Origin of the sequence: Mycobacterium sp., from assembly GCF_044342925.1 — a bacterium.
In the GTDB taxonomy this organism is placed as follows: Bacteria; Actinomycetota; Actinomycetes; order Mycobacteriales; family Mycobacteriaceae; genus Mycobacterium.
On sequence record NZ_JBIIOV010000175.1, the window covers coordinates 1 to 6580 of the forward strand.

Consider the following 6580-nt stretch of genomic DNA (forward strand, 5'->3'; position numbering starts at 1 on the left):
CCAGCACCTGGTACCCGAACGGGCCCAGCACGGTGTAGCGGCCCTTGGTCTTACTGAGCAATCGCCGGTCCAGCGGCACCAGCGCACGGATGCACCGGGAGCCCACCGGAGTGGCCGCGAACGCGTCGAAAACGTCGCGTAACCGCCCTGAATCCGACCCCCACCTGGCATCGGGAAATCCCGCTTCGGTCACTGAACGAATGTAAGTCACCTCCCCATCGGCGGAGTAACACCGGCGCAACCGGCACCGAAATACCCGGTGAGATGACTCCCGTGGACTGCAGGCCCAGCTGCCCGGCGGTCGGTCTGTCCGTCGGCGCCACCACTCTGACCGCCGTGATCGCCGACCGCGTTGTGTCCGGACGGCCGGTCGTGATCCGTGCCGGCCTGCCGATCGACGACTTCGTGGACCGGGTGGGTGACCCGATCGGGATCGTCGCCGCCGACGGATCGGTGCATTCCGGCGCCGCCCTGCTGGCCGAAGCGCTGCACGAACTGGCCCGAACCACAGCCGCCGGGCGGCCGGTGCCGGCGGCCGTCGCGGTCGCCTACCCGGGGCACTGGGGACAGCAGGCGGTCAACGCATTGCGCCGCGCGCTGGGGCGTGTGCAGCCGTGGTCGGGCCCTTCGGCCCAACTGACACTGATGCCGGACTATGCGGCCGCGCTGGCCGCGCTGCGATCCGACCCGGAGCTGCCCAACCGCGGCGTGGTCGCGGTGTGCGACTTCGGTGCCACCGCGACCACCATCACCCTCGTGGACCTCGCCACCGCGACGGAGCCGGTGGGTGCCCCGCTGCGCTACCCCGACTTCTGTGGCGACGGCGTCGATCGGGCGCTGCTGACCCATGTGCTCGCCACGGCCGGCGTGACGCCGGGCAGCACCGGAACGTCGGCGATTGGCCCGCTGATTCGGCTGCGCGAGGAGTGCCGCGCTGCCAAGGAACGGCTCTCGGCACACACCGTCACCGCCGTACCGGGACGACCGGCAGGCCTGCGCGGGGACATTCGGCTGACCCGTCCCGAACTCGACGACATCATCCGCACCCCGTTGGCGGGTGTGCCGGCTGCGGTGCAGGACATGTTGCACCGCAACGGGATTGGGCCGACAGCGCTGGCGGCGGTGGTGTCGGTCGGTGGCGGAGCCGCCATCCCCGCGGTCACCACCACCCTGTCGGCGCACCTACGGGTGCCGGTGATCACCCGCCGCAAGCCCGCTCTGGCCGCCGCGGTGGGAGCCGCCCGGATGGCTCACGACGCCGGACAGCACCCCGAGGAAACGGGGATCGCGCCCGCCGATCCCGCCCCGGCGCCGGTGGCCTGGTCGGAGGCCTCCGACATCCCGGATCTGGTGCCGCTGCCCTGGCCCAAGCCGCCGAAGTCCGCTGCGGTGTGGCCGCGGCCGCGCTTCGCGGCCGCACCGGCTCGCGCGCCGTCGCCGGCCACGCCGTGGCACCACCGGCCGATCGTCGTCGCGGCGGCCGCTCTGATGGTGATCGCCGGCGCCGGGGGCGCGACCGCCCTGGCCCTGCGCGGCGACCGCGGCGTTACCCCCGCTGCCCCCGCGTCGAGCGTTCCCGCCGAGGTCCCGGCTGCCGCTGCTCCGCGCGCCGTGGTGGCCGTGCCGGCGGAATCGGCCATACCCGGCCTGCCACAGCTGTTTCCGCCACCTGCGGGCTGATTTCGCCGCGACTGCACCGCAACTAGACTCACCAGAGTGAGGGCAGTCAGCTGTGAGCACGGAGTCCTGTCGGTGGTCGATATGCCGGACCCGCACCCCGGCGAGGGACAGTTGGTGCTCGATGTCGCGGCCTGCGGCATCTGCGGATCGGACCTGCACGCCAAAGACCATGCCGACGAACTCGCCGACGTTTTCGAAGACGTCGGTTACCACGACTGCATTCGCCGGAATACCCCCACCGTCATGGGGCATGAGTTCTCCGGTGTGGTTGTAGAACGCGGTCCCAAGACGCCCAAGGGGCTCAAGGCCGGAACCGGGGTGGTGTCCTTCCCGATGATCCGGGTCCACGGCGATGGGCAGATGATCGGTTTTTCGCCGCTGGCGCCGGGTGCCTATGCCGAGCAGGTTGTGGTGCAGGCCGCAATGACGTTCGCGGTGCCCAATGGGCTACCACTGGATATCGCGGCGCTGACCGAGCCGATGGCCGTCGCTCTGCACGCCGTGCGGCGAAGTGAGATCAAGAAGCGCGACACCGCAGTGGTCGTGGGCTGCGGCCCCGCCGGGCTCTCGATCATCTGTCAGCTCAAGGCAATGGGTGTCGAAGCCATCGTCGCCAGCGACTTCTCACCCGCGCGCCGAGCGCTCGCCAGTCGGTGCGGCGCCGACATCGTCGTCGACCCGGCGGTCGAAGCGCCCTACGACAGAGCGGTGGGCAAGGGCATGGTGACCGACTTTCCCGGGCTGGCCAAATTGGCTCTGGGCTCGATGGAAAGGCTGCGCAAGCTGCCGCGTTGGGAGCATGTGTACAGGGCTGCCGATGCGCTCGGCGCCGCTGGGCCCAAGCGGCCGGTCATCTTCGAATGCGTGGGTGTGCCGGGCATGATCGAAGAGGTCACCGCTGCGGCGCCGCTTAACACCCGTGTCGTCGTCGTCGGCTTCTGCATGAGCCCTGACACCTTCCGCCCGGCTATGGCTATGGGCAAGGAAATCGACATGCGGTTCGTATTCGGCTACACGCCGCTGGAATTCCGGGACAGCCTGCACATGCTGGCCGACGGCAAACTGGCGGCCGAACCGCTGATCACCGGCAAGGTCGGGCTGAACGGAGTGGCCGGAGCCTTCTGGGCACTGGGCGATCCGGAGAAGCACGCGAAGGTGATCATCGATCCACGGAGTTCGACCGAGTTGGCGTAGCCCCGACGCCGCGGGTCCTGTCCGGGAAGCACTGATACTTTTGCCCGCCTTCGAGCGACAAACCGTCCTCCACGCCGAACACGGCTAGCGACAGCGAACCGCGATCCCGAATGTCAGCGGCCCCGCACCACCCATTCGTCGTAGTGCACCAACTCATCGCCGATCGACGTCGAATCTCCATGCCCGGTGCAGACCACGGTGTCAGCGGGCAGCGCCCCCAGCTTGTCCTTGATGGAGGCCAGGATCGTCGGGAAATCGGAGAACGACCGGCCGGTGGCGCCCGGTCCGCCGTGAAACAGGGTGTCTCCGGAGAACACCGCGCCCAGCGCCGGGGCGTAGAGGCAGGTCGACCCGGGGGAGTGGCCAGGGGTGGAGATGGCGTGCAACTCGATGCCGCCGGCCTTGAGGATCTGGCCGTCGCGCAGTTCCTTGAACGGTAGAGCGGCGTGGGTCATCTCCCAGAGCATCCGGTCGGCGGGGTTGAGCAACACCGGCGCGTCCAGCAGCGCGGACAATTCCGGGGCCACGGTGATGTGGTCGTTGTGTCCGTGCGTGCAGACCACCGCTACGACATGCCGACCGGCAACCGCATCCCCGATGGCCGCGGCGTCGTGGGCGGCGTCGATGACGATCACCTCGGAGTCGTCGCCGACGATCCAGATGTTGTTGTCGACTTCCCAACTGCCACCGTCGAGTTCGAAGGTGCCGTGGGTGACGACCCGCTGGACTCCGTTGACAGCGGTCACAACACCACCACCGAACGCAGAACCTCGCCGCCGTGCATCTTGTGGAACGCGGCTTCGACGTTCTGCAGGCCGATGCGTTCGGTGACGAACCGCTCCAGCGGCAACCTGCCCTGCTGGTAGAGGTCGATAAGGGTGGGGAAGTCCCGCTCGGGCAGGCAGTCGCCATACCAGGACGACTTCAATGACCCACCCCGGGAGAAGAAGTCCACCAGCGGCATCTCCAGCTGCATGTCCGGTGTCGGAACACCCACCAGCACAACGGTTCCGGCGAGGTCACGAGCGTAGAACGCCTGCTTCCAGGTCTCCGGTCGCCCGACGGCGTCGATCACCACGTCCACCCCCAAGCCGTCGGTCAGATCCTGAATGGCCTCGACAACGTCCAGTTCGCGGGCGTTGACGGTGTGGGTGGCGCCGAAGTCCCGCGCCCATGCCAGCTTGGTGTCGTCGGTGTCGACGGCGATGATCTGGCGCGCGCCAACGAGTTTCGCGCCGGCGATCGCGGCGTCTCCCACCCCGCCGCAGCCGATCACCGCCACGGTGTCGTCGCGGCCCACCCCACCGGTGTTGATCGCCGCGCCGATTCCGGCCATCACCCCGCAGCCCAGCAACCCGGCCACCGCGGGGTCGGCGTGCGGATCGACTTTGGTGCACTGGCCCTCGTGCACCAGGGTCTTGTCGGCGAAGGCGCCGATCCCCAGCGCGGGGGTCAGCTCAATGCCGTCGGTGAGTGTCATCTTCTGGGTGGCGTTGAAGGTGGAGAAGCAGTACCACGGCCGGCCCCGCTTGCAAGCTCGGCACTGTCCGCAGACCGCTCGCCAGTTCAGGATGACGAAGTCGCCGGGCACCACTTGGGTCACGCCCTCCCCGACCGTCTCCACCACGCCGGCGGCCTCATGGCCGAGCAGGAAGGGGTAGGAGTCGTTGATGCCGCCCTCCCGGTAGGTCAGGTCGGTGTGGCACACCCCGCAGGCCGCAATGTCGACGATCACCTCGCCCGGACCCGGGTCGGGGATCACGATGTCGACCAGCTCGACAGGCTGGCCCTTGCTCCGCGAAATCACGCCGCGCACCGTCTGGCTCATGAGTCCAGACCTTATCGTCCCGGTAAACGGGGTAATGTCGCGCTCAAACCACGGACAGCAAGGGAAGTGCATGGCAGGCGGTCTTGTCGGCTTACTCGACGATATTGCTGCCCTGGCCAAGCTGGCCGCCGCCTCCATCGACGACGTGGGTGCTGCCGCCGGGAAGGCCAGCGTGAAGGCGGCCGGGGTGGTCGTCGACGACACGGCGGTGACACCGCAGTATGTACAAGGACTCGAGGCCAAGCGCGAGTTGCCCATCATCGGGCGGATCGCCAAGGGCTCACTACGAAACAAGCTGCTGTTCATCCTCCCGGTGGCGCTGCTGCTCAGCTCGATCGCGCCGAAGGTGGTCGAAGTCATCCTGATGCTCGGCGGGTGCTACCTCTGCTACGAGGGCGCGCACAAGATCATCCACCGGCTCCGGCACGACGATCACGACCACGACGCCCCGTCGGTCGAACTCGGACCCGACGCCGAGGCGAAGACGATCGCCGGAGCGATTCGGACCGACTTCATCCTCTCCGCGGAGATCATGGTGATCGCCCTCAAGGAGGTTATGCACGAGCCGGTGGTATCCCGCGGGATCATCCTCGCCGTCGTCGCGGTGGGGATCACCGTCGGGGTCTACGGCGTGGTCGCGCTGATCGTCAAAATGGACGATATCGGCCTGAACCTGGCTCAGCGTTCGTCCCCGCGGACCCAGCGATTCGGCCGGATGCTGGTGACCGGCATGCCGAAAGTCCTGGCCTGGCTGTCTGTGATCGGCACGGCCGCCATGCTGTGGGTGGGCGGGCACATCCTGCTCGCCGGATCGGCGGAGCTGGGCTGGGGCGCGCCGTACCACCTCGTCCACGAAGTCGAACACCTCGTGCACGGCGTCCCCGTCGTCGGCGGCGTACTCGGCTGGGTGGTGAACACCCTGATCTCGGCGGTGCTCGGCACCATCGTCGGCGTCATTATCGTGCTCGTCGGCGAACGGCTGCCGTTCCGCCGGGCCAAGGCGGATAAGCCGCACTAGTGTCCCCCGGAATGTCCAGGGCCCTCAATCTCATCACCGACTGGCCGGTGCCCACAGCCGCCGCCGCGGTGGTGTCGCCGTCCGGGGTGCTGGCCACTCACGGCGACACCGCGCGGGAGTTCCGGCTGGCTTCGGTCACCAAACTGCTGGTGGCCCGCGCGGTCCAGGTCGCGGTGGAGGAGGGCGCGGTCGACCTCGACACCCCGGCCGGACCGCCGGGTTCGACGGTTCGGCATCTGCTGGCGCACGCCTCAGGTCTTGCCATGCAGTCCGCGGAGGTGCTGGCCAAGCCAGGCAGTCGCCGGGTCTACTCCAACTACGGCTTCGAAGTGCTGGCGGGACTGGTGCAGGCCGAAGCGGGGATCGAGTTCAGCCGCTACCTCGACGAGGCGGTGTTCGGGCCGCTGGCCATGACCTCCTCCCGCCTGGACGGCGGCACGCAGACGGCCGGCTACGGCGCGGTGTCGACGGTGACCGATCTTGCCGTTTTCGCCGCCGACCTGCTCGAACCCCGGATTGTCTCGCCCGAGATGCATGCCGAAGCCGTCCGCGTGCAGTTCCCCGGGCTGACGGGCGTGCTGCCCGGATTCGGCGCGCAGCGACCCAACGACTGGGGTCTGGGGTTCGAGATCCGCGACCACAAATCCCCGCATTGGACCGGGTCGTCGAACTCACCGGAAACCTACGGGCACTTCGGGCAGTCCGGCACTTTCCTGTGGGTCGACCCGGCCCGCCGGCTCGCCCTGGTGGTGCTCACCGACCGGGACTTCGACGACTGGGCCAAACCGCTCTGGCCCGCCCTGTCCGACCAGGTGTTATCCGAGTTCAACTCGGACTAGCGCAACAAGGGTCCCAAAGGG

6 protein-coding genes and 1 pseudogene are annotated in these 6580 nt (G+C 68.5%); 4 read left to right on the plus strand and 3 right to left on the minus strand.

The window, feature by feature from the left end:
* A pseudogene (locus tag ADBZ6I_RS15005) lies at positions 1-193 on the minus strand (nitroreductase family deazaflavin-dependent oxidoreductase); the annotation flags it as partial.
* 80 nt (positions 194-273) lie between these two features.
* Between ADBZ6I_RS15005 and ADBZ6I_RS15010 the strand changes: the two are divergent.
* Positions 274-1680 carry an Hsp70 family protein gene (locus tag ADBZ6I_RS15010; protein ID WP_526385198.1) on the plus strand — a complete coding sequence of 469 codons (1407 nt, stop codon included), beginning with the start codon at positions 274-276 and terminating at the stop codon, positions 1678-1680.
* A gap of 36 nt (positions 1681-1716) precedes the next feature.
* Positions 1717-2874 (plus strand): zinc-binding dehydrogenase, encoded by a 1158-nt coding sequence (locus ADBZ6I_RS15015; protein ID WP_526385200.1) that lies wholly within the window; start codon positions 1717-1719, stop codon positions 2872-2874.
* A 113-nt stretch (positions 2875-2987) separates the two neighbouring features.
* Here ADBZ6I_RS15015 and ADBZ6I_RS15020 read toward each other — a convergent pair whose 3' ends face one another.
* Both ADBZ6I_RS15020 and ADBZ6I_RS15025 read right to left on the minus strand, forming a co-directional pair.
* Positions 2988-3620, minus strand: a complete 633-nt coding sequence (locus ADBZ6I_RS15020) for an MBL fold metallo-hydrolase (RefSeq protein WP_526385202.1) — start codon at positions 3618-3620, stop codon at positions 2988-2990.
* A complete protein-coding gene (locus ADBZ6I_RS15025) occupies positions 3617-4702 on the minus strand; it encodes an S-(hydroxymethyl)mycothiol dehydrogenase (protein ID WP_526385204.1) in 1086 nt (361 codons plus the stop codon). The genes ADBZ6I_RS15020 and ADBZ6I_RS15025 overlap by 4 nt, the downstream gene beginning before the upstream one ends.
* A 70-nt stretch (positions 4703-4772) precedes the next feature.
* On the opposite strand from ADBZ6I_RS15025, the gene ADBZ6I_RS15030 reads away from it, so the two are divergent.
* Together ADBZ6I_RS15030 and ADBZ6I_RS15035 are read left to right on the plus strand one after the other, a co-directional pair.
* On the plus strand, positions 4773-5720 hold the full coding sequence (locus ADBZ6I_RS15030) for a DUF808 domain-containing protein (protein WP_526385206.1): 948 nt from the start codon (positions 4773-4775) through the stop codon (positions 5718-5720).
* 11 nt (positions 5721-5731) lie between these two features.
* Positions 5732-6559 (plus strand): serine hydrolase domain-containing protein, encoded by an 828-nt coding sequence (locus ADBZ6I_RS15035; protein WP_526385208.1) that lies wholly within the window; start codon positions 5732-5734, stop codon positions 6557-6559.
* Positions 6560-6580 lie beyond the last annotated feature (21 nt).